This is a genomic window from Actinomadura soli, assembly GCF_005889715.1.
GTDB lineage: Bacteria > Actinomycetota > Actinomycetes > Streptosporangiales > Streptosporangiaceae > Spirillospora > Spirillospora soli.
The window spans coordinates 58,432-82,918 of the sequence record NZ_VCKW01000002.1; the positions used below are offsets into that span (position 1 = coordinate 58,432).

Sequence of the window (24,487 nt, forward strand, 5' to 3'; positions counted from 1 at the left end):
CGCACCGGCGCCGGAGGAGGGCGCGATCATGAATCCCAGGGAACTGCTCGATGCGGTGGCGGCGCTGCTGTGGCCGCTGGCGGAGAGTGCGGTCACCGACGCGGCCGGCCCGCTGGGGCTGTCGGACCTGGGGGTCGATCTCACCGCGCCGCCCGAACTGCAGGGGCGGCTGCTGCAGCCGGTGGACGCCGTCCCGGGCGAACGCGGCGGGCTCATGGCGTTCCTGCGGTCGCTGGTCGGCGACCTGCGGCCGGGTAAGCAGGTGCGGCTGCACGGGTGGAAGCGCTCGGACGGGCAGCGCGGCCTGGCCCTGGTCGCCAGGGACGGGGACGTGTGCGCCGCAGTCGCCGTCGTCCCCGGCGGCCCTCAACTGGACGTCGTGGTCACGGGACGCCTCCGCGTGGCGCACGAGGACGGCCCGTGGGGGCTCGAGGTCCGGGCGAGCGCCTTCTCCGGCGTCTGGGATCTGACCGTCGTGCCGGGCGCGCCTCCCGTGGTGCGCACCCCGGACGTGTCGGGTTCGGTGCGGGTCCTCCTGTTCCGTTCCGTACCCGTCCGGCTGGGCCCGCCCGGCCTGGCCGTCGACAAGATCGTCGCGCAGGTGGACGTCGACGTCGCCACGGCCGCGCCCCAGCTGAGCGTCGAGCTGGGCGGGTTCAGCGTGGCGGTAGTCCCCGACGACCTGGCCGGCCTGCTCGGCCCGCTCGTGACCGCTCCGGCCAGGCTGCAGATCGTCGCCGACCGTCCCGGCGGCCTGCGCTTCGCCGATACGGGCGCCACGGGAATCCAGCTCAGGTCCGGTGTCCGGCTCAGGCACGCGCCCGGCGGCGGCAGGGCGGCGGCCGGAGCGCTGCCGGGCGTGGACGTCCTCCAGCAGGGCATCGAGCTCCGCGTCGCGGGACAGGATTTGGTGCTCGGCGCGCGCGTCTCCGTCGCCGTCCGGCCGACGGGGCTGCCGCTGCGGGCGGGCGTGACGCGGATCGGGCTCGACCTGCCGATCGCGCTGTCCGGGGACCGGGTCGGCCCGCTCCCGGACCGGTGCTCGCTCGCCGGCCCGGACGGCCTGCACGTCGACCTGGACGTGGGCCCGGTGAGCGGCGGCGGCGCCCTCCAGCGGACCGGGCCCGGCGCGTACGGCGGCGTCCTCGACCTGGACCTCGCGGCCATGTCGGTGAAGGCGGTCGGGCGGCTCCGCCCCCCGTCCGGGAACGCTCCAATGTCGTTCCTCCTGCTGCTGAACGCCACGTTCCCGCCACCGGGCATCCAGATCGGCCTCGGTTTCGCCGTGGACGCGGTCGGCGGCATCGTCGGGATCGGCCACCGCGCGGACGCCGACGCGCTGCGCCGCATGGTCGCGGACGGGCACGCCGACCGGGTCCTGTTCCCCGACGATCCCGCCCGCCGGGCGGCGGAGATCATCGACGCGCTGGGCGCCGCGTTCCCGGAGGCGCGCGGCCGGTTCGTGGTCGGCCCGATGCTGCGGATCACGTGGAGCGGCGGGATCGTGTCGCTCGCCGCCGCGGTGATCCTCGACCTTCCGGCGCCGCCGCAGTTCCTGCTGCTGGGCCGGATGCTCGCCGTGCTGCCGCACGCGGAGGCGCCGATCGTCCATCTGCAGGCGGAGCTGTACGGGCGGGTCGACCCGTCGGCGCCGTCGGTGGAGCTGCTGGTGTCGCTGACCGGTTCCTGGATCGCCGGCGTGCCGGTCTCCGGCGATATCTACCTGCTGGTCCGGGGCGCGGGCGGAAGCGGCGGGGGCGAGTTCGTGCTGTCGGCGGGCGGGTTCCATCCGCGCTACGTCCGGCCGCCCGGGGTGCCGGAGCTGCGCCGGCTGAGCCTGGGGCTGGGCGGCGGGCTCGGGCTGCGCGCCGAGGCGTACTTCGCCGTCACGTCCAACGCGGTGATGTTCGGCGGGCAGGTGCGCCTGGACGCCACGATCGCGGGCTGCGGCGTCGAGGGCTGGCTGGGGCTCGACACGCTGTTCATCTTCGACCCGGTGTTCTCGTTCTCGGCCCGCGTGTTCGCCGGGGTCGCGGTGAAGGTGCTCGGGCAGCGGCTGGCCGGGATCGCCCTCGACTTCACCCTCGAAGGCCCCGCACCGTGGCACGCGTTCGGCACCGGCAGCATTTCGGTGCTGTTCGAGGACATCTCGCTCGACTTCGACGTGTCCTGGGGCTCCAAGGCGGCGGTGGAGCCGCCGGTCGATCCCGACCTGCCCGCGCGCAGGCTCGGCGAGGCGTTCGCCAAGCGCGAGGCGTGGTCGGCGCGGGCGCCCGTCCATGACCGGACGGGCCTGTGGCTGACCGCCGGGGCCAAGGCCAAGGTGGCGGACGGCGAACTGATCCACCCCGACTCGGTGCTGTGCGCCCGGCAGCCGGTGCTGCCGCTGAACGTCACCTTCGACCGGTTCCAGCGCATGCCGATCCCGCCGCAGCGGTGGCGGCCGTTCTTCGCGAGCCTCGGCGGCACGCCGGTCGGGAACCCGAACCCGGTCACGGACCGGTTCGTCCCGGCGGAGTTCTTCACCATGACCGAGGACGAGCGGCTCGGCGGCGAGGCGTTCCGGGAGTTCGTCAGCGGGCTGGAGTTCTCCGCCGACCCGTCCGCCGCCGTGCTGGCCGAGCCGCGGCGGGCCGCCGACGGGTACGAGACCGGCTACCGTCCGCAACGGCCGCCGCATCTGAGCCTCCAGCAGGCCGAGCTGATGGCCGAGGCGTTCGCGCGGCGGTGGGACGCCGCCGAGCGGGTGGAGCGGTGGCGGCGCGCCGAGACCCTGGTGAGGCTCGTATGACCGACCGCTGGTTCGCGTCGTCGGTCCGGGTCGGCGCGATCGCTTCCGCCGCCCCCGGACCGGATGGACGCGCGCAGGTGCGTCCGTCCATCACGCTGACCCGCACCACCCCCGAAGGCGGCGGCCGCGGCGAAGAGATCACCTTCCCGGCCCCCGAAGCCGCGCTCACCCTGCCATTGATCGGCCCGGGTGACGTGGTCGGGTTCGACCGGGGCCTGGTGTCGCGGCGGGAACCGCCGGACGGCTGCGTGAACGCGGCCACCAGCGAACTCGCGTGCGTGGAGTTCGCGCACGCCGACCTGCCGTGGCAGCTGTCGCCGCAGGGCGCGCCGCCATGGCTGGCCCTCGTCGTGCTGCGCGAGAGCGAGGGCGTGCCCACCGACCGCAGCCCGCTGCCGGTGGTGACGATCCCGCCGCAGGCCCAGCCCGACCTGGCGAGCGCGGCGATGTGGGCGCACGTGGAGGCGCGCCTGACGGACGACGACGGCCTGGAGGGGCGGATCCTCGCGGGCGTGCGGCGCAGGTCCGACGCCGTCATCGCCCGGCTGGTCTGCCCGCGTCGGCTGGAGGAGGACACCGCGTACGTCGCCTGCGTGGTCCCCGCGACGGCGGCGGGCCGCGAGGCAGGGCTGACCGGACGGCCGGCCGATCCGCGCCGGGCGGCGGAGCCCGCGTGGACGGCGGGCGCCGCCCCGGTCGAGGTGCCCGTGTACCACTGGTGGCGGTTCCGCACCGGATCCGACGGGTCGTTCGAGATGCTCGCGCGGCGGCTGGTCGGCGTGGACCCGTCGTCCATCGAGGGTTTCGGCGTCCGGGCGGTCAACGTGCGGCGGCCGTGGCCGCACCGCGATCCGCCCGAGGGGACGCCGCCGTCCGTCACTGCGCGGATCCAGGGCGCGCTGCGGATTCCGGGCTCCGAGGTGGCCGACGAGGTGTGGGATCCCGTCTCGCCCGCCCAGGAGACGTTCGTGGACGAGCTGCTCGGCGAGCTGAACGCTCCGGGACGCAGGTTCGACCCGGACCGTCCGCCCCCGGAGGGGGTCGGCGCGGTGACGCCGCCGCTGTACGGCAGCCGTTTCACCGGGCTGCGCCGCGCGGACGCCGCCGGCTGGCAGACGGCGTTGAACCTGCAGGTCAGGTACCGGGTCGCGGCGTCGCTCGGCGCCCGGTACGTCCAGCTGGAGCAGGAGTTCCTCATGGCGCGGGCCTGGGAGCAGGCCGGGCCGATCCGCGAGGCGGCGCGCCTGGTGGCGGTCGCGGAGCTGGCGGCCGAGAGCGGGCAGCGCGCCCAGGACAAGCATCTGGCGACGATGGACCAGGTCGCCTTCGCGTCGCTGTCCGCCCCGCTCGGCGAGAGCCTGCGGATCGAGCTCGGCTTCGAGCGGACGGGCGAGCCCCAGCCGCTCGGCGACGTCGTGGCCGAGACCGCGGTCCCAGGCGGCGCGTTCACCACGGCGTTCGCCCGGCTGACCCGTCCCGGCGGCGGGCTCGCCCGGCGCAGCGCGCGGGCGGCGCAGCAGCCCCCGCAGGAGGAGGCGGCGCTGGCGGCGGGCCTGGGCGGGATCCGGCTGCTCGGCCCGCCCGCCTCCTGCACCGAGGCCACCGGCGACGCGGGCGCGCTCGGCACCCGGCAGACCGACTCCGCGGGCGCCTCGGCCGCCGGGCGGCTGGCCATGCTCATGGACGGCGAGCTGTCCCAGTGCGAGGTCCGCAGCGACTACGCCGGGCACGCCGACTTCGCCGGCTTCGGCGGCGCGGTCAGCGCGCCGGACACCCCGAAGCTGAGCGAGCTGGCCCAGGCGGTCGCCGGCGAGACGGGCACGTCCGAGCGGACGGTCGTCTCCAGCGGCTGGCTGCGCGGGCTGCGCCGGACGGCCGACTTCGTGTCCCTGGACACCCCGCAGGACATGGGCGGCGCCCTCGGCATGGGCGCCGCGACGCTCACCGACGCCATCCGCACGGGGATCGAGCCGGTGCCGCTGCAGCTCATGCGCGTCCAGGACACCGTCTCGGCGCCCGGGGTCCAGGACGCCACCGTCGCCGATCTCCGCCCGCTGCGGCCGATCATGGCGCATCCGTCGTTCGACGTCCCGATGGCGGTGGAGCTGTTCCGCCGCTGGCCGGAGTGGGGCCTTCCCGGCCTCGGCGGCCTGCCCGAGGACTCGGTCGTGCTGCTGGAGACCAACCCCGGCTTCGTGGAGGCGTTCCTGGTCGGGCTGAACGACGAGTTCAACCGGGAGCTGCGCTGGCGGGAGTACCCGACCGACGAGCGCGGGACGGCCTTCGCCCGCTTCTGGTCGTCCCCGGAGCGGGGCATGCCGCCCGACATCGACGAGATCGCGCGCTGGCCGCTCGGGATCCCGCTCGGCGGGCACGACCGGATGGGCGGCCGGTCGCTGCTGACGCTGCTCATCCGGGGCGAGGTGCTGCGCCGCTTCCCCGGGACGGTCATCTACGCCGTGCTCGCCACCGAGGACGGGACCGTCCCGCCGGAGGGCACGGGCTCCTGGTTCCCGCCCGCGTTCACGGTCCCGGCGGACGACTCGACGAACCTCTACGCGTTCGAGACGCCGACGCGCGAGCAGGTCGCCTCCGGTGGATGGCTGTTCGTCATCCGCGAGCCGATGCGCGGGACCAGGTTCGGCTTCGACGACGTCCCGCCGTTCGCCTCCCCGCCGCCGCTCGTCCACTGGTCCGATCTGACCTGGGCGGACGTGCCCGTCGACGGCCGCGGCTTCGTCGTGCCGCGAAGCGTCGCGGGCAGGCCGCCGACCCCCACGGCGGAGAACGGGACCGATCTCGCCTGGGGCACGGACGCGGCCGACATCGCGCGGATCGCGTTCCAGCAACCGTTCCAGCTCGCCTACCGTGCCGAGGAGATGCTTCCCGGTGGCTGACGTCTTCGCGCTCCGGCGCGACGCCGACGACCTGCGCCTGCGCCGCGACACCGCGATCGCCGCCGCCGACGACCACGAGCTGTGGGTACGGCGGCTGGAGGAACGCCTGGTGGCGGGCATGGAGATGTACAAGCACGGGGTGCCCACGCAGGTGAAGCTCGACCAGGAGCGCGAGGGGCAGGACCAGCGCCGGGCGGCGGCCGCCGACCTGAGCGCCACGCTGGATCTCGTGCTGCTGGAGCTCGCGGAGGAGCTCAGCTCGGGCGACCCGCTGTTCGAGTCCGGGAACGGCGGGCCGGTGGCGCTGCTGCCGGTCCGGCTGGAGACCCGGTTCACGCCGGGTGGGCGGCAGATCATGGTGCGGGTCTATCCGGACGACCTGCACATCGACGCGCACGACCCCCGGCTGACCGAAGCGGAGGCGGACGCGGGCCGCGCGTACTGGGCGGCGCCGGGCGACGCGGCCTGGCAGCGCCTGCTGACCACGCTGAGCCCCGGCCGCGCCGCCTGGACGGTGCGGGCCACCCGTCCGGGCGCTCCGGCACCGGAGATCCGCTCGGACGGGGAGCGCCGGTCGCCCCGCGTGACGACCCTGCCCGACCAGTGGCGGTTCATCGGCCTGACCGGCGGGGCCGTGGTCGTGGACGAGACGGCGGAGCGCGTGCCGGACGTCCTCCCGCTGGGCCTGCTCGCCTCGGACGAGGAGACCGGCGACTGGGCCGTCGACTTCGAGGCCGCCGTCCGGGCCGGGATGGCGACCATGCTGAACCTGCCCGACGGCGTCGGCCATCTGGACGAGCTCATCGCGGTGGGCGTCCGGCAGGAGGAGCCGGGCCCGGCCGCCGCCCGGCTGGCCGACCTGCTGCTCGGGCACGCCTACAGCGACGGGCTGGCCTTCCTTCCCGCGGGCACGCCCACCAACAACACTCCGCAGGCGCGGTCGGCGTGGTCGTCGCGGCCGCACGTCCCGCCGCCGGTCCCCGAAGACCCGCCCCTGGAGCCCGGCACGGCGGCCGCCGCGCTGGCCGCCGCGCTCGGCCTGCCGGACGGGCGTTTCCTCGGCCTGTGCGACGGCGCGGGCGATGTGTCCGACCGCGCCATCGCCGGGATGTGCAGGATGGGGTGGGGCGGGCTGGCCCAGGGGTTCTGCCGGGCGGCGACGGAACGCTACGACCTGGCCACGCTGGATTCGACCATGCCCGGCTCCGACCCGGACACCGGCTCCCTGCCCGACCCCAGGCCGTGGCGCGAGATCAGGGACCACCTGGCCGGGTTCGTCCGCAGCCGCGGGCCGCTGCCCACCCTCCGCGTCGGCCGCCAGCCCTACGGCGTCCTGCCGGTGGCCGGCCTGGACGAGTGGCGCCCGGACGAGCGGGCCGAGGACGCCGCGACGGAGGAGCTGATCGTCGAGTGGCTGCTGCGGCTGCGGCACCACTGGCGGGCGGCGCTCGCCCCCAACTGGATTCCGCGCGTCGGCGACGGGCGGCCCGCCGACCTGGCCGCCGTGGACATCCTCGCGCGGCTCCCGGTCGCGACCGACATGCTGATCCGGCGCGTGCACACCGGGCGCACGACGATGAACGCGGCCGACCGCATGGCGCCGGGACCGGTGCTCTCGGTCGGCGGCGTCCCGCCGGAGTCCGGGCTGCGGTGGCAGGTGCCCAGTAACGTGACCACCGACCTGGCCCGCGACCCCGAGTCGGACGTGACCCGGATCGACTACGACCGCTTCCGGCTGCAGATCGCCCCCGACCCGGAGGGCCACCGGGCGCTCTTCGAGATCAGCCGCCAGCGCATCGTCGACGCCCTCGCCCTGGTCCGCGAGAAGCTGCGGCTCGACGAGTACCTGGAACTGTGGCCGATGCACCCGAGCGGCGACATTTCCGAAAGCCGCCCGCTCACCATCTTCGAGATGGTCGACACGCCGGATCTCCTTCCCGCCGTGCTGATCGCCGAGAACTGGAGCCACCTCCCCCTGGACGTCGAGGGCGACCCCATCGGCCTGGCGCTGACGCTTCCCCTGGTCGTGGACAACTGGGTGCGGCTCCAGCTTCCGGACGCGCCCGGCACCCCCGACCTCGTCGAAGGGGCCCGCCAGACGGCCCGCGAGGCCGCCGCGGCCGCGCCGACGATCATCGAGGGCCTGGACGCGCTGGTGCGCACCCCGCTGGACGATCTCGGCCCGATGCTGATGGAGGTCCTCGACGTCTTCTCCCACCGCCTGGACGCGTGGATCACCTCGCTCGCCGCCAAGCGGCTGGCGGCGTCCCCGCCCGGCGAGGGCGTCCGGCTCGGCGGGTACGGCTGGGTCGAGGACCTGCACCCGCCGGCCGAGCCGCCGATCACCGTGGACCTCCCCGACGGCGGGACGGCGTCCCTGTCGCCCGAGCGCGGCTACATCCACGCGCCCTCCCTGCACCATGCCGCCACCGCCGCAGTGCTGCGCTCCGGCTTCCTCGCGCACAAGGGCGACCGGACCCTCGCGGTCGACCTCACGTCCCGGCGGGCCAGGATCGCGCGGTGGCTGCTCCGCGGCGTCCGCAACGGCCAGAACCTCGGGACGCTCCTCGGCTACCGCTTCGAGCGCGCCCTGCACGACGCGGAGCTCGACCATCTGATCCCGGGCTTCCGCCGGAGGTTCCCCGCGCCCGCGGCCCCCGAGCCGCCGCCCCTGGACGACGACACCCCGTCCGACCTGTGGGCGAGAAGCCAGGAGGCCATCGCCGACCGGAACGTGGTGGACGGCCTGGCGCTCGCACGGGCGGCGGGGACCGGGGAGCTGTCCGAAGAGGACGAGGCCGAGGCCGGGCCGCACCTGGACGACCTGGTCGACGCCCTCGAGGCCGTCGGGGACGTCGCCCTCGCCGAGGGCGTGCACCAGCTGATCGGCGGCAACGCGCTGCGCGCCGGGATGGCCGCCGACACCCTCGGCCAGGGCCAGGACGTCCCGGACCGCTTCGAGGTGCTGACCACTCCGCGCCGGGGCAGGGCCGTCACCCAGCGGCTGGCCGTGGCGCTGCCGGACGTCCCCGCGCCCGCGCCGGGCTGGCCCGCCGACGCCCTCACCGCCCTCGAACCCCGCCTGGACGCCTGGGTGTCCGGGCTCCTCGGGCCCGCCTCCGAACTGGGGCTCTCCGGAACGGAGACCGCGACCGGGGAGGAGTTCACGCAGACCGCCGACCAGCTCGGCATGAGCGCGCTGGCGCTGATCCTGGACGCGTCCAGCGCCGACCAGCCCCGGCTGACCCGGAAGGGGGCGCGGCGCCTCCACGGCGACGGCTGGGCGGAGCTGCGCGAGCTGGCGGTCCGCCTGCGTCCTCTGCTGGCGTCCGCGCAGCCGCTGGTGCCCGCGCATCTGCTGCCCCCGGATGCGGCTCCCGTCCCCGTCGACCTCGGCGAGCTGCGCGACCGGGTGATCGCGTACAAGGACGCGGTCGTCGCGGCGGGCACCGACCCCGACCGGCTCACCGCGCTCGGCGTCACCGCCGCCGACCCGGCGACGGCCGCCGCGCGGCTCGGCACCGTGCTCGCCGGGACGCCCAGCGAGGACTGGCTGCGCATGGTCACCGACGCGCTCTCCGCCCTGCTCGGCGCGCGGCTCCCGCTGGCCCCGCGGCTGACCGGCGTGGCCCTGGGGCCCCGCCCGGCGGGCGCGACCGGCTCCGCGATCGGCGCCTGGCTCCGCCGGTACGCCGCCGTCCGGCCCGCGGCGCGCTCCTGGCACGAGACCCTGCTCCTCACCGGCGGCGCCGGGGACCACACCGCCGCGCAGGAGCCGATGCGCACGGACACCGACCCGTGGATCGGCGGCACCTTCGACCCGGACGACCGTCCCCCGGCGCAGTGGCACCTCGTCTGCCACCTGCCCCGGCCGATCGCCGCCGGGGAACCGCTCGCCGGGATCGTCCTGGACGAGTGGGCCGAGACGCTGCCGGGCTCGGACGGCACGCTCGGCGGCGGCGGGGAAGGCCCGCAGGAGCTGACCGGTGTGGCGTTCAACTACGACCGCCCGGACGCCAAGGCGCCGCAGGCCGTGCTGATCGCCGTCCCGCCCGACCCCGACCGCGGCTGGACGTCCGACGGCCTGGCGCTGGCCGTGCACGACACCTTGGAGCTGGCCAAGCTGCGCGCCGTCGACCTCGGCGACCTCCCGATGCTGGACAACCTGCTGCCCGGCGCCACCGCGGTCATGTTCAGCGCGGTGCGGCGCGTCCTGGCGAAGTTCGAGGAGGACTCTGGCATCCGGCTCTTCGACCCGCTCACCGGGGAGCCCCGGTTCCCGCTCGACGACATGTACCGGATGGAGCCGCTGCACCGCAGCGGCGAGGTCGCGTCCGGGCTGGCGGCGCGGACGCACGACGCGGCCTGGCTGCTGACCAGGCAGTGGCAGTTCGGCGAGTTCGCCGGCCAGGACGCCGGGTCGCCGATCGACGTCGAGCTGACCGGCACGAGCCGGCGCATCGAGGGCTGGTCGCCCCCGGACGGGCCGTTGACGAGGTACGACCCGCGGCTCGGGCCGCTCGAACCGCAGGTGGAGTCCGAGCCGCCGATGGTCGACGACAGGGCGCGGGCCGAGGGCGGCGCCCAGTTCGTCACGATGCTGGCCGAGGCGGGCCTCTCGGCCGCGCTGCCCGGGCTGCTGGCGGAGTTCGGGCTGCCCCCGGCGCCCGGCGGCCTGGTCGGCCTGCTCGGCGGCCGGGTCCCGGACGCCGCCGCGCTCGCCGCCGCGATCGACGCCGGGGGGCTGACCGGCGACGGGCTCGCCGACGTCGCGCGCCGGTGGCGGGACTGGTGGGCCGAGGCCGTCCCGCGCGCCACGCCCGACACCTTCGACGAGCACCGCTTCGAGCACCGCGTCGACCTGGTCGCGGGCGAGACGCTGCTGACCGCCGACGAGTACCTCGGCGACGGCCTCGACTGGTACAGCGTGGACGCCGAGCCGATCGTCGCTGACCTGGACCCGCCCCTGCCGCTGCACGCCAACGCGCTCCCGGCGCCCGTCCGCTACGGCGGCATCCCCGCCGACCGGTTCTGGGAGATGGAGGACGCCGCCGTCGACCTCGGCGCGGTCTCCGTCGGCGCCCTGGACACCGGACGGCTCCTGCTGATCGCGTTCGCCACGACCTACGGCAACGACTGGTTCACCCTGCCCGTGGAAGTGCCGGCGGGTTCGCTCACCACGATCACGTCCCTGCTGGTCACCGACACCTTCGGCGAGCGGCACCTGATCGGGCGGGCGGGGGCGGACGACCCGTCCTGGAACATGTTCGCCCTGCACGGCGCTCCGGATCGGCTCCTCATGATGCCCGCCGCCGCCGACATGCCGGGACGGCCGCTGGAGACCCTGGTCCTGGCCCGGGACGAGGTCGCCAACGTCGGCTTCGCGATCGAGCGGACCGTCACCGACGGCCGCGGCGAACTCCTGGACCGCCGCGAGCAATGGCTCCGGACCGCCCCGGCGCCGCCCGCCCCGGAAGGCCCCTCCTACGCGGTGCAGACCATCGTGCCCGACTACTGGCTGCCGCTCGTCCCCGAGGCGGTCGGCGCCGGCGCGATCCGCTTCCGGCACGTTCCGCTGGTGCAGCCGGGCATCGACTCGGCTCCCCGCGGCCGTCTGCTGCCCGCGGGGACGTGGCTGCACGAGGAGGAGGTCCCCAGGGAGGGGGCCATCGTCACCAGGCGCCCGATGCTGTCCCGCTGGACGGACGGCTCCTGGCACGCGTGGGTCCGCAGGGAGAAGACGGCCGGGACGGGCGGGAGCTCCAGCGGCCTGGCGTTCGACATCGTCCGCCCGTCCGAGGCATGGCCGGTCTAGCCCCCAGGCCGATCCAGCCACAAATCGAACATTACGGTCATTTGCAGCTTTCAGGGCTTCGTCGATGAGGGGCCGCGGGTAGGGCCGCCAACGCGGCGGGACCACGGCCTGCGCCGGCGCGGCGCGGGGCCGTCAGAACCCGGCTCTGAAAGGAACCCGCCATGACGGAACCCAGCCCCTTCCCGACACCGAGACGCGACCTGTGCGGGGCCATGCACGTGCACCGCCGGCTGCTGAACGAGAGCATGACGTACCGCGCGCGGCGCGCGCAGATCGAGAACCGGGCGCTCCAGTTCGAGTCCGGACGGCGCAGTTCCGCCCGCACCGGCGTGATCACCATCCCCGTCGTCGTGCACGTCGTGTACAACGCCGCGGAGGAGAACATCGACGATCAGCAGATCATGAGCCAGCTCGACGTCCTCAACCAGGACTTCCGGGCCGCGAACCCCGACGTCTCGAAGGTGCCGGACGTCTGGACGTCCCTCGTCGCGGACACCGAGATCGAGTTCGGGCTCGCGACGAAGGACCCGCTCGGCGGCCCGACCAACGGGATCATCCGGGTCAAGACGGCGCAGAGCGCGTTCGACACCGACGACGGCGTCAAGTCCAGCGCCACCGGCGGCTCCGATCCCTGGCCGACCGACCAGTACCTCAACATGTGGGTCTGCCAGCTGGGCGGCGGCCTGCTCGGCTACGCCCAGTTCCCCGGCGGCCCGCCGCAGACCGACGGCGTGGTCATCCTGCACAGGGCGTTCGGGACGAGCGGCACCGCCGCGGCCCCGTACAACGGTGGCCGCACCGCCACCCACGAGATCGGGCACTGGCTCGACCTGTTCCACATCTGGGGCGACGACGACGGCGCCTGCAGCAACGACGACCGCGTGGCCGACACGCCCAACCAGGCGGACGCCAACGTCGGGGCACCGGACTTCCCGCACGTCACGTGCAACAACGGCCCGAACGGCGACATGTTCATGAACTACATGGACTACACCGACGACGCCGCGATGTTCATGTTCACCATGGGCCAGCGCGAGCGGATCGACGCCTGCCTGGAGGGGGCGCGGTCGTCCTTCACGGTCGCGAGCCAGCAGGCGCCCGCCGCGCAGCCCGCGGCGGCCGCACAGCCCGCGCAGCCCGCCCAGCCCGCGAAGCAGCCGGTGCCCGCGGGCGGGGTGACGCACGACGGCGACGTCGAACGGCTCCTGCACGACTCGGAGCGGCTGACCAGGGAAGTCCTCGACGACATCCACAACATGCTGGGGCTCGTCGGCCACCGTCCCAGCGGATGACCGGCCCCGGACGGCCGGAGGCACCGCCCGACGTCACGGGCTCCTGGGTCCATGCCTTCGAGGAGGACACCCCGGCGGAGACGGTGTACCGGAGGGCCGACCCCGACCATCCGTTCCCGCCCGCGCGCCGCCCGCGCCGCCGCATCGAGTTCCGTCCGGACGGCACGTACACCGAGCGCCGTCCGGCACGCGACGACCGCCTGAACGAGGCGCGGGGGCGCTGGGAGGCGCGGGGAGCGGACCGGATCGCCGTCACCTTCCCCGACGGCGGCGGGTCGCCCTTCACCCTGACCGTCCTCTCCCGGACGCCCGGGAGGCTCGTGCTCGCGAGATGAGGGCGCGCCCGGTCAGCGCTTCGGATCGGCGGGGACGGGAGGCGGCGACGCGGACGGGCCGCGCACGCCATCCAGCACGGCCTGGCCCTGCCGGTCCACGAACTTGGTGAAAAGCTCCTGCGAGTAGCCGAGGACGACCGCCCACGCGATGATCTGCCCCGGCGAGTCGAGCGCGCTGAGCCCGGGGACGAACCCGCCGCGCATCAGCAGCAGGCCGAGCACCGCGGTCAGCGCCCCGGTCGGCAGCTTGAGCAGGGCGAGCGCGACCGGGATCCCGTAGGCGGTGGACGTCCCGCGGATCTTCCGCAGCGCCGACGTCGCCGCGATCCCGGCCGCGACCAGCCCGATGAACATCACGACGATGTAGTCGCCCCATCCGGCGGCCTCGCGCGTGCGCACGTCCAGCTGACCGGCCGGGACGGACGGCGCGGCGCCCGTCGGGCAGACGACGCTGTAGTCGCCCCGCGCCCCGGGGCTCGGCGCCGGGGTGAAGCACAGCGGGACGGCCGTCCGCCACAACGCCGACAGCACCCCGATGCCGATCACCGCGCAGAACAGGAACACGGCCATCCACCGGACGATCCGCACGAAGCTCCCGGCACGCAGCTTCTCCCGCAGCGCGGCCTGGTGCGCGGTGTCCACGGCGGTCAGCAGCGTGACGAGCTGCCCCTCGGTGAGCGGCTCGGGCCGCCCGGCCTCCTGGGCTTCGCGCAGCTCCTTGGCCAGCCGCTCGACGAAGACCCGGTGCTCGTCGGCGGGAGCGAGATGCCGCTTGACGGCGGCGCACATGGCGGGCAGGAACGACTGCACCTCCCCCGGCGTGAGCGTCCGCATCCACAGCGAACGCGCGCAGTTCAGGTGAAGCTGGGCGGTCGTCACATGGGACGCCGTCAGGTTCCTGCGGTGCGTGCCGGGGTCGATGACGTCCATCGCCCGGTCCAGGGCCTCCCGCGCGCCGCGCAGCAGTTCCGCGTGTTCGGGCGACCGCGTTCCCCCGTCCCCGGGGGCGGCGAGGAGCGCGCGGAGTTCGTGGACGTCCGCGCGCACTTCTTCGCACAGCACCCACGAGCCCCGCTCACGCTCCCACTCGTCGAGTCTCCGGGCGCCGGGGATCCAGCCGGTCCAGCGGGCCATCCGCCGATGTCCTTCCAGAAGGCGGCCGGATCAGGAGGCGGCCGTCGGCACTCTCTCCAGCCAGGTGGCGTCCCAGGTCTCGTGGTCGACCTTCCCGGTGTCCGCGAGCCCGAGGGCGCGCTGCATCAGGATGCAGGCGCTGGCGTCCTCGTCGTCGAAGTAGCCGTCGATGTTCTTGATCCGCCAGCCGCGGCTGTCCGCCTGGCGCTGCCACTCCAGGACGTGGTCTCCCTGGGACCCGTACTCAAGGATCTCCTCCGGCGCCGGTGGGGGCGTCGTGGTGGCGGCCTCCCACGCCGCCTTCCAGGTGACGGGCCCGACGATGCCGTCCGGTTTCAGCGCGTTCTCGCTCTGGAAGTTCTTGCAGGTCCGCTGGCTGATCGGGCCGTACTTCCCGTCCGGGGAGATGTTCCAGCCACGCGTCTTCATCTGCTGCTGCCACTGCTTGACACCGGGCCCGCTCGTGATCGGCGGATAGGTCATCATCGGCGGCTTGAACGGTGGGGCCGACATATGGCGCCTCCTTCGAATGGGTCTCCCTTCCAAAGATCCCGTCCCAACCAGCGAAGCAGCGGACCGGCGAAGAGAGCACCAATGAGAGGTATCAGGAGCCCTCTTTTCCACATTTTCCAGCTCATATAACTTTCGCCGGATTCCCGTCGCCGTCAGAGGATCAGGTCCTCGGCCCGGACGACCTCGCGCGGCGCCGGAACGGCCTCCAGCCGTTCCAGCGGATCGGCCTGGACGTGCGGGTCGACGGCGAGCCCGGTGAGCTCCCCGATCCTGCGGACCGGCACCTGGTACGTCTTGTACGCGCCGTAGGAGAAGGTCTCCTTCCCCGCCAGGTCCGCGATCAGGACCGCCTGGCTGAGCAGGTAGCCGGTCACCGACAGCTCGCCCGACGCGCCCACCATCGCGACGATCTTCCAGAACTGGCGGGGCAGGCGGACGCCGCGGTAGACGTCGTCGTCCTCGGCCAGCACCGGCCCGGTGAACACGCTGACCGCCAGGTCCTGGTTGTCGGCGTTGTTCAGGACGTAGTCCTCCAGCCCGAGCCACAGCGTCTGGCCCGCGTTGAACGCGTGGTGCTGCGGGGTGGAGTTGGTGAAGTGGAAGGTGTCGTCGTTGGCGGCCAGGGCCATGACCTCGGTCCCCCAGGCGGGGTCGAGGCGGCGCACCAGATGGCCGCGGTCGAGGTCGTTGGCGCGGTAGACGTCCTCGCCGGTCTGCTCTCCGGCGGGCAGCCGGGGGTCGAAGAACCACCGGTCGCTGTCGCGCCGCGGACGCCGCGAGCTCCGCCCGTCGATGTTGCAGGCGGTGAACAGCGCGAGCGCCCGCTGCCGGTGCATGACGACGCTGAAGTGGTGGTAGCGCAGTTCGGCCGAGGCGACGGCGGCCAGGTCGGGCGACGGCACGGGCATCGGCAGCGGCCGGGCCAGGAACGCCGGGTCGTAGCCGTCGCGGTCGCTGTAGTCGGGGTCGATCGCCTCCGTCTCGCGCGCGGCCTCGGAGGGCAGCGCGTCCGCCAGCCGGACCGTGACCTCCAGCGGGATGGTGACCATCCCTTCGCGGGTCTGCGCCAGCGGGACGGCCGCCATCGCCCGCTCCGCCGGCCGTGAGACCGGAGCCGAGACCGGTGGCGGGCCGACCGCCGACGACTGGAGGGACGCCGCGCTTTCCGCCTCCGGCGGAGCGAACAGCTCATCGACGAGCGCCCGCTGCGCCTCGGGCACGGACGTCTCGCGCACCATCGCGCAGATCCGGCTGATGCGGATGCCCTCGTTGACGAACTCGCCGGTCTCCTCCGGCTCGGGCACCGGAACGCTCGCGTGGTGCAGCGCCACGACCTCCCACTGGTCGTTGAACACCGGCGAGCCCGACGAGCCCGGCTCGGTGTCGGCCGCGTAGTGCAGGAACCGCTCGGGGATGTCGACGATCTTGTTCTCCCGCAGCGCGACCTGCTTGCGGTCCCCGCGCGGGTGCTGGACGATCGTGACGAACTCCCCGATGATCGCCTTGCCCTCGGCCTCGATCAGCCGGTTGTGGCCGAGCGCCGCCAGCTCCGCGGCCGGGGCGTCCACCGCCACGAGCGCGAAGTCGAGCCCCTCGTCGGCGAGGAAGAAGCGATCCGGGGCGAGCGCGTAGGCGGCCACGGCCAGCGGCCGTCCGTCGACGCCGTCCTGGTAGTTGAACTCGACCATGCTCGTCCCGGCCGTGCCGGCATCGGGCAGCACGTGGTGGTTGGTCAGGAACAGGGACGGGGACACCATCGACCCCGTCCCGTACCCGACCGTGCGGCCGCCCTCGTCGCGGATGTTCACCCGGCCGACGGTGCGCGCCGCGGCCACCCCCGCGTCCAGGTAGCGGACGCCCACGTAGTCGACCGTATTGATGATCTTCTCCAGCCGCGCGGCGGGCTCGGCGGCGCCGGGCTCCAGCAGCGAGCCGTCGCCGTAGAACCGGCTGAGCCTGTCGACGCGCTTGGCGACCCGCTCGGCGGTGTCGGCCACCGCCACGCCGCCTGGCGAGGCCAGGACGGTCTCGTGCTCGCGCCGCTCCGGCACCCGCTCGGCCACCCGCTGCGCCGCCGTCTGCCGCTGGCGCTCCTGCTCCCGCTCGTAGAACTCCATTTCCGTTCCCCCGGTCAGCACATATTCGTGAACCACCCGCCTCTCCCAATTTCCTCGGTTTTCGCCGGATTTCGCCAGGCCCGGGTTCCCCCTTTTACCCCGCATCGGGAAACGTTTGACGCCCACGACGCGCGAAAACCCGTCAACACGGCGTTGACCTGGTCCAGCGAGACGACCCGATGAGCCGCTCCCTGAGCTCTCAACCCGCACCGCGCCGGGCGGGCTTGCTGCTGTGGGCGGATCTGCCGTCGGCGGATCCGGCTGGGAGCAGTGCGCGGGGCGGCGCATTGTGAATGCATGAGCGAGGAACAGAGAAGCCCGATGTTCAACGAACGAGCGCGGCGCGAGCTTTACCAGCAGCGCGTTCTCGTGCTGGACGGCGCGCTCGACGACGACAACGGCACCCTGCTGGCGACCCAGCTGATGACGCTGGCACGGGAGGACTCGTCGACCGACATCGCGCTGTGGATCCACTCCCCGGGCGGGTCGGTGCCGTCGATGCTCGCGATCCGCGACGTCATGCGGCTCATCCCGTGCGATGTGTCCACGATGGTGCTCGGCATCGCCTACAGCGCGGGGCAGTTCCTGCTGTCGTCCGGGACGCGGGGCAAGCGCCGCGCCCTGCCGCACGCCCGCGTGCTGATGCACCAGGGGTCCGCCGGGATCGCCGGCGCCGCCGTCGACATCGAACTGCAGGCCGGCGACCTGCGCCACACCCGCGACACCGTGCTCGGCCTCATCGCGGAGGACACCGGCCAGCCCCTTGAACGCGTCTTCGAGGATTCGCTTCACGATCGCTGGTACACGGCGCGGGAGGCGCTCGACTACGGCTTCATCGACGCGATCGTCAGCGACTTCGACGAGGTCGTCCCGTCCAACCACCGGCCCATAGGGCTCGGCATTCCCTCGGAAGGGGCCGTCCGATGAGCACCTACACGATCCCGAACGTCATCGCGCAGCACCCCCGCGGTGAGCGGATCATGGACGTCTACTCGCACCTGCTGACGGAGCGGATCATCTATCTCGGCACGGCCATCGACGCCGGAGTCGCGAACGCGCTCGTCGCGCAGTTGCTGTACCTGGAGGCCGACAGCCCCGACCGCGACATCCAGCTCTACATCAACTGCGAGGGCGGGGACCCGAGCGCGATGCTGGCCGTGTACGACACGCTGCGCTACATCCGCGCGCGGGTGGCGACGACGTGCGTCGGGCAGGCGGTCGCGGTCGGGGCCGTCCTCCTCGCCGCGGGCAGTCCCGGGATGCGTTCCGCGCTGCCCCACACCCGCGTCGTCCTGCACCAGCCGATCGGGCAGAGCCGCGGAGCGATCCCGGACCTGATCCTCCAGGCGGACGAGGTCGTCCGCGTGCGCGGCGACATGGAGAGCATCCTCTCCCGGCACACCGGCCAGGACACCGCGACGCTGCGCGCCGACACCGACCGCGACCGCGTGTTCACCGCGCAGGCCGCGCTGGACTACGGCCTCATCGACCAGGTGATCGAGGAACGGCAGCCGATGCCCGTGTAGGGGGGCCCGCCTACGCGGGGGCGTCCGCCTACGCGGCCAGGGCGTAGGCGGCCTGGCAGGTCACACCCGCCGGAGCCGTCCGGGCCGGGGCGGTCAGGAGGGTCGTCGCGACCGCGAGCGTCAGGTCGCCGAGCGTCACGTCCAGGGCGCCGGCGACCGCCGCGATCATCTCGCTCGACGGCTCCTTGACGCCGCGTTCCATCTCGGAGAGGTACTGCGGCGAGACCCCGGCCCGGCGGGACGTCTCGACCAGCGTCTCACCGCGTTCGAGCCGCAGCCGCCGCAGGCAGTGGCCGAGCGCGTCCCGCCACAGCGGCTCCGCCGACGGGTTCGGCCGGCGCGGCGCGTGCGGCTCCCGCGTCTCGTGCGGCGTCTCGTCGGCGGGCTCGGCGGGCTTCAGCGGATGGGTGATCTCGGCCATGCGCCCATCGTAAGTCGGGGATGCCGCGAGACCCTAGGCGTTCCGCCGACCGCAGAAAGGCGGGGGTCTCGCGATGCCCGGGACCGGCTGTCATTCTGGGGATGTGCGGATACTGGTCGTGGGTGCGGGGATCGTCGGGGCCGCGCTGGCGGACCGGCTCGCCCGTCAGGACGAGGTCACGGTCGTCGAGGCGGAGGGGCCCGGCGCGGGGACGTCCGGCACCAGCTACGCCTGGATCAACGCCAACGACCCGGAGGACCCGTCCTACCACCGGTTCCGGACGGAGGCGATGTCCACCTGGCGGCGCCTGGCCGCCGAGTTCGGCGACCCGGCCTGGTACCGGCCGTCGGGACACACGACGTGGGCGGCCGCCGACGACGCGAAGACCCGGCTGGCCGACCGGGTCGCCCGGCTCGCGCGCCTCGGCTACGCCGCCGAGCCGATCGATCCGGGACGGTTGCGCGAGCTCGAACCGCACGTCCAGGCTCCGCCGGACGCCCTCATCGCGCACTACCCCGACGAGGGCTTCGTGCACGGAGGCCCCGCCGCGCGGGCGCTGGCGGAGCGCGCCCGCGAATCGGGCGCCGCCGTCGTCACCGGCCACCGCGCGGTCCGGCTCACCACCGAGGGCGACCGCGTGACCGGCGTGCGCCTGGACGACGGCCGGGACCTCGACGCCGACCTCACGATCTGCGCGGCGGGCCGGGACAGCCCCGCGCTCCTGGAGACCGCCGGTGTCGCCCTCCCGCTGGTCGACCCGTCCGAGCCCGGCTCGGCCGCTCCGTGCCTCGTCGCCACCACCTCGGCGGCGCCGGGCGTCGTCAACGGTCTCGTCCATGCCCCGGGGCTGTCCGTGCGCCCGGCCGAGGGCGGGGGCCTCGTTCTGGAGGCGGTCGACCTGGACGCCGGTGTCGACGAGTCGGCCTCCCCTGCGCTGATCCAGGAGGTCGGCACCGAGCTCCTCGCCCGGGCGCGCGTGGTCATGCCCGGCCTGACGGCGGAGGTCGCCGAAATGCGGCGGTGCGTCCGTCCCCTGCCCGTCGACGGCTATCCGCTCATCGGCTCGCAGCGGCCCGGGCTGTACACCGCCGTCACCCACAGCGGCATCACGCTCGGCCCCCATCTCGCCGTGCTGATCGACCAAGAGGTTCACGGCCACGCCTCGCCCGCGCTCGACGCCTACCGCCCGGACCGCGCGGGCTCTTAGGGCTTGCGGGCGACGCCGCAGAACGCGTCCACCTCGGGCGCCTCGCCGAACGGGTTCGGTTCGGGACGCCAGCGGGACACCGACACCACACCGGGCTCCAGCAGCTCCAGCCCGTCGAAGAACCGGGCGATCCGCTCGGGGGTGCGCAGCTCGTAGTCGTAGCCGGACTCGTCCCGGATGCGTTCGGCCTCCGCGGCGGCGTCGGGCCGGACGGTCTTGGTGCCGTCCTCCAGCACCAGGTAACTGCCCGGCGGGAGCGCGTCCAGGAGCTGACGAAGGATGGCGTGGGCCTCGCCGTCGTCGGAGACCGTGCCCAGCACGCCCAGGATCATCAGGGCGACGGGCTCGGTGAAGTCCAGCGTGGCGGAGGCGCCGAGCAGGACGCCGGCGGGATCGCGGGCGTCGGCGTCGATGTAGTCGCAGGCCCCTTCGGGGGTACTGGTCAGCAGGGCGCGCGCGTGCGCGAGGACGAGGGGGTCGTTGTCGACGTACACGATCCTGCTGTCGGGGGCGACCCGCTGCGCGACCTCATGGGTGTTGTCGTGCGTGGGCAGGCCGGTGCCGATGTCGAGGAACTGGCGGATCCCGGCCTCGCCCGCCAGGAACCGGACGGCGCGTCCCAGGAACACCCGCGCGTGCCGGGGCACCTCCTCGAACCCGGGATAGACCCGGAGGATGTTCTCGGCGAACACGCGGTCGACCGGGTAGTTGTCCTTTCCGCCGATGAAGTAGTTCCAGACCCGGGCCTGGTGCGGCACGGACGTGTCGATCTCGGGCGGCTGAGCCGGGGGGTCGTCCATACCGCCCCATCCTGCCGCGTATCCGAAGCTTTGACATGCTCAGGGACGAACCTAGAAAGGACATTCATGCGCGTCGCGATCCTCGATGACTACCAGGACGTCGCCCTCCGGACGGCGGACTGGTCGCCGGTGCCCGCAACGATCGACGTGTTCCGCGCCCCGCTGGGCGACGAGGAGGCGGTGGTCGCGGCACTGAAGCCGTACGACGTGCTCGTGACGATGCGGGACCGGACCGCGCTGCCGAAGAGCGCGCTCGAACGGCTGCCGAACCTGCGGCTGATCACCGTCACCGGCAGGCGCATCACGGCGATCGACATCGCGGCCTGCGCCGGGCTGGGCATCACGGTCAGCGGCACCGAGCCGCTGGCCGAGGGCGGCGCCGCCGAGCTGACCTGGGCGCTCATCCTCGCCGCCGTGAAGCGGCTGCCCGCCGAGCTGGCGAGCGTCCGCGCGGGCGGCTGGACGACCAGGCTCGGCACGTCCCTCTCCGGCCGGACGCTCGGCGTGCTGGGCCTCGGCCGCCTGGGCTCACGGGTCGCCGCCGTGGGCAACGCGTTCGGGATGCGGGTCGTGGCCTGGAGCCAGAACCTGACGGCGGAACGCGCCACCGACGCCGGCGCGGCGCTCGTCGGCAAGGAGGAGCTGTTCGCCACGTCCGACGTGCTGACGATCCACCTCGTCCTGTCGGACCGCACCCGCGGGCTCGTCGGCGAGCCCGAGCTGCGCCGGATGAAGCCGGACGCGTGGCTGGTCAACACCAGCCGCGGCCCGATCTGCGACGAGGACGCCCTCCTCCGCGCCTGCCAGGAACGCTGGATCGCCGGAGCTGCCCTCGACGTGTACGACCGGGAGCCCCTTCCGGCCGACCACCCGCTGCGCACCCTCGACAACGTCCTGGCCTCCCCGCACATCGGCTACGTGACCGACGAGACCTACGCCTCCTGGTACGGCGACGCGGTCGAGAACATCGTCGCGTTCGCGAAGGGCGCACCGATCCGGGTGCGGCACTCGTGAACCGCCGACCGGACCGCTCGCGGCTACTCGGCGCCCTGCGGATGCCGTGAAACGTCGAGTTGCGGGCAGCCGGTCCAGTGGTGGCGGCAGATCGGCTCCGCCGGGACGCTCGCGGGCCGGGGCACGCCGAACCAGACGATGAGGCCGCCGAGGACGAACAGGCCCGCGCAGATCAGCATCCCGACGTCGAAACCGCGGTCGAGTTCGGCCGGGTTGCTCGCGGCGTCCTGCGGCAGCCCCGCCAGCAGCGGCAGCGCGGCGACGACGATCAGACCGGCGGCCCGCGCGACCCCGTTGCCCACCGCGCTGGCGATGCCGGCCCGCGCGTCGGGGACGGCGCTGAGCACGGTCGCGGTGATGGGCGGTGTGATCAGCGGGATGCCGACGCCGATGAGGCAGACGACGGGGAGCACGTCGATCAGGTACGACGCGTCCCGTCCGACCCGCGTCGCCAGCACGAGCGCGAGTGCGCAGATGAGAGCACCCGCGGCGAGAGGGACGCGCGGCCCGGCCCGCTTGGTGAGCGCCCCGCCCCGCGCCGACAGGACGAGTGTCAGCACGGTCAGCGGAAGCAGCGCCAGCCCGGCCGCCAGCGTGGTGTAGTCGGCGGTGACCTGGAGCTGGATCGGCATCAGGAAGAACAGCCCGGCGAGCCCGCCACGACGGTCGCTTCGAGCAGCACGAGCCCGGACCCGGCGGCGGTAACGACCAGCACCCACCGCCCAGCGGGTTCGTCCAGCCGAACGTTCGCCGCTTTCGCTGAACCCGGTGAAGTCACCACATGATCAAGCGTGCGGCCCAAAGCCCGAAACGTCCACCGCCACGCCGGTCGGGTCAAACCCGAAGGGGTTCGCGCCCCTCGACGTCCGCTGGCCCAGCTTCTCCGCCAACCCGTGGGCGCCCATCCCTCGCAGCTCCTCCAGCAGCAAGACAATGTCGAACGGATTGCTCGTCTCGGCCGCCAGAACCGCTCGCTCAGCCAATGCCAGGGCGAGCTGCGGGTCCAGCCTCCGCACTTCCTGCAGCATCTGCGCCATGTAGAACGTGCTGGAGATGCGGACCACCGGAATGGCTCGTTCAGCCAACGCCTTCGCCAGGGCCCAGGCATTCAGCTTCCGCAGTTCCAGCAGCATCTGCAGCAGGTCGAACGCGTCCGTCACGTTGACGTCGGGAACGGCTCGCTCAGCGAGCAACAGGGCTGACTGCGGGTGCAGCTTTCGCAATTCAACCAGTATTCGCACCACGCTCCATGAGTTGCTGACTTCGACTTCCCGAGCGGCCCACTCGGCCAATGCCCAGGCGGGCTTTTGCACACCCAGCCGACGCAGCTCCTCCAGCAGTGTCGCGACGTCGCCGGTGTCGGATGTCAGGCTGACCTCGGCCACGATTCGTGGAGCCCACTCCAATGCGAGGTCCTGCGCCCGGGCCTGCCGAAGCTCGGCCAGCAATCGTGCCGCTTCGCTCGGGGCGGTGACGCGCACCACGGGGACGGCTCGCTCGGCCCATGTCCGGGCGGCGTCATCAGCTTTCAGCTCACGCAGTTCCTCCAGCAATCTCGCCACGTCGCCGGGGTCGGTGGTGACGCTGACCTCGGTGACGGCCCGTACCGCCAGTGCCAGAGCCTGGGGCCTGGCACCCGCCTTCCTGAATGCCGCCAGCATTTCCGCCGCGATCTCAGGTGTGGTGAGGGGAAGGTCGCTGACAGAACCGGCTGCTCCGCCCGCGCTCGTGTCGCTGTGGGTGGAATCGGCGGTATCGCCGGACTGGCCGTCCTGCAAATGGCTGAGGATGTCTTCGAGCTGCCGGCAGCGGTGTTCGGTCTGGGCGATGCGCTCCTGGGCCTGCCGCAGGCGGTGTTCGAGGGCGGCGATCTCCTGCTCCAACCGGTCTTTCTCGGCTTCCATGGCGGCGCGGTCGACGTCCCATGCCGCGCGCAGCCGACCGTGCTGGTCGGTGAGTTCCTCGACCTGTCTGATCCGTTCGGCGAGCTGCTCCTCCAGCGCGCGGGCGTAGCGCTCGGCCTCGTGCTGGCCGACCAGAGCCAGCTCCAGTTCCTCGCTCACCACCCGCACCCGGTACTCGTGCGGGTGGGCGACCTTCAGCGCCTCCAGATGCAGCTCGGTCAGATGGTCTCGGACCTCTTGGGAGACCTCCTTACCCTGCTCCGCCTGGATCGCCAGCAGCGTGTTCAGGAACCACTGGTCGCGAGGCACGCGCTTGCCGTTGAGATAGCGCGACAGGGTGCCCTTGTCCACGGGGTACCGGCCGGCGAACCGGTTGATCGTCATGCCGGCCGCCGTCCAGATCGTGCGGAGCTCGCGGGCCCAGGTCGCCACCTCGGGGCTGAGGTCGGCGCTGAGCGCCCTGAAGCCGGACGCGGCGCAGGCGGCCGGTTGCCGGGGGGCCAGTTCGGTCATGGCTCCATGGTCGGCGCTCGCACCCTGGAAAACCGCTCATTGCCGCCTTTCGGCTGTTGCCACTTGCCGCAACCCCTCGCGCAGCACCGGTTGCGGCGTGGTGCAACCCCGCGCGGATCTGGCTTGCTGGAGTCACCGATCAGTGAAAGGACCGTCAGGAATGGCTCAGCCCTCCAGCAACGTCCCCCAGCCTCCCCCGTCTCCGGCT

Annotated in this window: 16 protein-coding genes; 9 read left to right on the top strand and 7 right to left on the bottom strand. The window is 73.5% G+C overall.

The genetic code is table 11. The features are described from left to right. Positions 1–28 precede the first annotated feature (28 nt). The 5 genes from ETD83_RS01025 (at position 29) to ETD83_RS01045 (ending at position 13,130) form a co-directional block, all read left to right on the top strand. Entirely contained in the window at positions 29–2,791 is a 2,763-nt protein-coding gene (locus tag ETD83_RS01025; protein WP_138643133.1) for a DUF6603 domain-containing protein, read from the top strand. Beyond that, complete coding sequence (locus ETD83_RS01030; RefSeq protein WP_138643134.1) at positions 2,788–5,688, top strand: hypothetical protein; 2,901 nt, start codon at positions 2,788–2,790, stop codon at positions 5,686–5,688. Before ETD83_RS01025 ends, ETD83_RS01030 begins: the two co-directional genes overlap by 4 nt. Then, a complete protein-coding gene (locus ETD83_RS01035; protein ID WP_138643135.1) occupies positions 5,681–11,503 on the top strand; it encodes a hypothetical protein in 5,823 nt (1,940 codons plus the stop codon). Before ETD83_RS01030 ends, ETD83_RS01035 begins: the two co-directional genes overlap by 8 nt. A 161-nt stretch (positions 11,504–11,664) precedes the next feature. Continuing rightward, positions 11,665–12,795 carry a zinc metalloprotease gene (locus ETD83_RS01040; protein WP_205717426.1) on the top strand — a complete coding sequence of 377 codons (1,131 nt, stop codon included), beginning with the start codon at positions 11,665–11,667 and terminating at the stop codon, positions 12,793–12,795. Next, on the top strand, positions 12,792–13,130 hold the full coding sequence (locus ETD83_RS01045) for a hypothetical protein (RefSeq protein ID WP_138643136.1): 339 nt from the start codon (positions 12,792–12,794) through the stop codon (positions 13,128–13,130). The genes ETD83_RS01040 and ETD83_RS01045 overlap by 4 nt, the downstream gene beginning before the upstream one ends. Positions 13,131–13,142: 12 nt before the next feature. Here the strand turns inward: ETD83_RS01045 and ETD83_RS01050 are convergent, their stop codons facing one another. The 3 genes from ETD83_RS01050 to ETD83_RS01060 form a co-directional block, all read right to left on the bottom strand. Continuing rightward, the gene (locus tag ETD83_RS01050) at positions 13,143–14,264 is read right to left on the bottom strand and encodes a hypothetical protein (protein ID WP_138643137.1); all 1,122 of its coding nucleotides are present in this window, start codon (positions 14,262–14,264) and stop codon (positions 13,143–13,145) included. Positions 14,265–14,294: 30 nt separating this feature from the next. Next, positions 14,295–14,777: a peptidoglycan-binding domain-containing protein gene (locus ETD83_RS01055; RefSeq protein WP_138643138.1), complete on the bottom strand. Its 483-nt coding sequence runs from the start codon at positions 14,775–14,777 to the stop codon at positions 14,295–14,297. 152 nt (positions 14,778–14,929) lie between these two features. After that, complete coding sequence (locus ETD83_RS01060; RefSeq protein ID WP_205717427.1) at positions 14,930–16,930, bottom strand: DNA/RNA non-specific endonuclease; 2,001 nt, start codon at positions 16,928–16,930, stop codon at positions 14,930–14,932. 261 nt (positions 16,931–17,191) lie between these two features. On the opposite strand from ETD83_RS01060, the gene ETD83_RS01065 reads away from it, so the two are divergent. After that, positions 17,192–17,821: a ClpP family protease gene (locus ETD83_RS01065; protein WP_138643139.1), complete on the top strand. Its 630-nt coding sequence runs from the start codon at positions 17,192–17,194 to the stop codon at positions 17,819–17,821. After that, entirely contained in the window at positions 17,818–18,420 is a 603-nt protein-coding gene (locus ETD83_RS01070; protein WP_138643140.1) for a ClpP family protease, read from the top strand. Before ETD83_RS01065 ends, ETD83_RS01070 begins: the two co-directional genes overlap by 4 nt. A 28-nt stretch (positions 18,421–18,448) precedes the next feature. On the opposite strand, the gene ETD83_RS01075 is transcribed toward ETD83_RS01070, so the two are convergent. Next, the gene (locus ETD83_RS01075) at positions 18,449–18,841 is read right to left on the bottom strand and encodes a helix-turn-helix domain-containing protein (RefSeq protein ID WP_138643141.1); all 393 of its coding nucleotides are present in this window, start codon (positions 18,839–18,841) and stop codon (positions 18,449–18,451) included. A gap of 103 nt (positions 18,842–18,944) precedes the next feature. Here ETD83_RS01075 and ETD83_RS01080 point away from each other — a divergent pair, with 103 nt between their 5' ends. After that, complete coding sequence (locus ETD83_RS01080; RefSeq protein WP_171063962.1) at positions 18,945–20,048, top strand: NAD(P)/FAD-dependent oxidoreductase; 1,104 nt, start codon at positions 18,945–18,947, stop codon at positions 20,046–20,048. On the opposite strand, the gene ETD83_RS01085 is transcribed toward ETD83_RS01080, so the two are convergent. After that, positions 20,045–20,848 (bottom strand): SAM-dependent methyltransferase, encoded by an 804-nt coding sequence (locus ETD83_RS01085; RefSeq protein ID WP_138643143.1) that lies wholly within the window; start codon positions 20,846–20,848, stop codon positions 20,045–20,047. The two genes, ETD83_RS01080 and ETD83_RS01085, sit on opposite strands and share 4 nt — an antisense overlap. A gap of 66 nt (positions 20,849–20,914) precedes the next feature. On the opposite strand from ETD83_RS01085, the gene ETD83_RS01090 reads away from it, so the two are divergent. Next, entirely contained in the window at positions 20,915–21,862 is a 948-nt protein-coding gene (locus ETD83_RS01090) for a D-2-hydroxyacid dehydrogenase family protein (RefSeq protein ID WP_138643144.1), read from the top strand. Between the two features lie 23 nt (positions 21,863–21,885). Here the strand turns inward: ETD83_RS01090 and ETD83_RS01095 are convergent, their stop codons facing one another. Both ETD83_RS01095 and ETD83_RS01100 read right to left on the bottom strand, forming a co-directional pair. Next, the gene (locus ETD83_RS01095; protein ID WP_138643145.1) at positions 21,886–22,581 is read right to left on the bottom strand and encodes an MFS transporter; all 696 of its coding nucleotides are present in this window, start codon (positions 22,579–22,581) and stop codon (positions 21,886–21,888) included. A gap of 66 nt (positions 22,582–22,647) precedes the next feature. Continuing rightward, positions 22,648–24,279, bottom strand: coding sequence for a coiled-coil domain-containing protein (locus tag ETD83_RS01100; protein ID WP_138643146.1), 1,632 nt, complete (start codon positions 24,277–24,279; stop codon positions 22,648–22,650). Positions 24,280–24,487 lie beyond the last annotated feature (208 nt).